This window comes from Nitrospirota bacterium, from assembly GCA_040754395.1.
Taxonomy (GTDB): Bacteria; Nitrospirota; Thermodesulfovibrionia; order Thermodesulfovibrionales; family SM23-35; genus JBFMCL01.
Genome location: JBFMCL010000068.1, coordinates 1 through 1,321, shown reverse-complemented (window position 1 = coordinate 1,321; position 1,321 = coordinate 1). Strand labels below are relative to the sequence as shown.

Below are 1,321 nucleotides of genomic sequence, written 5' to 3'. Positions count from 1 at the left end.
TGGCTCTACTGGGATTCCTGTGGGTACAGATCGAGTTTTCCACAGAAGAATAGTATAGCGGTCCTGTAGTTCTCAAAGTTTCTGAATCCCCTTGCTGCTGACTTCACCTGCTGTATTTTGCTGTTGATCCCCTCGGCCACCGCATTGGTGATTCTATGTCTCAGATAGGTCAGGATGTTATCCAGGTGCCGCTTCAGCTTCTTGGCAACCTCCGCGATCGGCTTCAACCGTGAGTGGGTTGCCCACCAGTACCACTTCCTGAAGAAGTTCCTGGCTGACTTCGCATAGGTGTAGTCCCATAAGTCTGAAAACATCTCTTTGATACTCCAGGCCCGGCCTACCTTCAGTCCTTGGTTCTTTAACTCCTTGAATTGCTTTTTCTGCTCGTCGCTCCAGTTCCGTGGATTGGTCAACCATAGATACTTCGTCCCTTTGAGGGTCTCCGCCCCTTCCTTCTTGAGTCCCTTGTGCTCTGATTTCCGGACCTTGTCCACCGCCTCCCCCAAATACTTCGCTATGTGAAACTTGTCATGCACAATGTCTGCATCCGGCAACAGTTGTTCCACGGCGTTGATATAGGGCTCCCACATGTCTATTGCCACCGCAGCGATTTCCTGCCTCTGCTCCTCCGGTAGCCTTCTGAACAGCTCTGCAAGTGATTCTTCCTTGCGGTCGCGAGCAACATCAAGCACACGGGCATTGTCCAGATCACTGAGAATCGTTGCATACCGATGCCCCTTGAGAAAGCTCTTCTCATCGACTCCGATATGTGTTATGCCTCCCTCTGAGCGCCGCTGAAGTCCCCTGCCTACTGCTTTCTCCATAATCAGATGTACTTCATCCCAGCTGAGTCCTAATAGCTCCTTTGCCTTGGTCTGGTTCTGGCAGCCCAAAAGCACATCTATCGCCAATCGTTCAAACAGCGCCGTAAACCGTGAGTTCTTCTCTGACCATGGCACAGTTATGCTCTTAACACCATGATCTGCACAGTTGATCCTTGGTATCCGACAATGCAGAATCGTCTGAAACTGCATGGTATCCAGATGCCGCCATTGCCGTTCTTCCCGGTGATCGTATATCGCACAGTCTGCTCCACACTCCGGACATGGCGCCTTCCCCTCAGGTGGCCATTCCACCCATACATCTACCTTGAGCCCTTCAAAATTAACTCTAACCTCACTGACCTTCCAGGGGTCCCTTAATCCCATCAGCTGCCGGTACAGTTCCTTGTCCTGCACTCCGCCACCTCCTTTTTGGGAGATAGCTTGCTATATATCTATCCCTTCAGGCAACCTATTTCCACAGACTTCCCGGAAGAGCC

The 1,321-nt window shown here is 51.3% G+C and carries 1 protein-coding gene; it reads right to left on the bottom strand.

From position 1 onward, the window contains the following. Nucleotides 1-5: 5 nt before the first annotated feature. Complete coding sequence (locus AB1552_14455; protein ID MEW6054959.1) at nucleotides 6-1,238, bottom strand: ISL3 family transposase; 1,233 nt, start codon at nucleotides 1,236-1,238, stop codon at nucleotides 6-8. Between the last annotated feature and the right edge of the window lie 83 nt (nucleotides 1,239-1,321).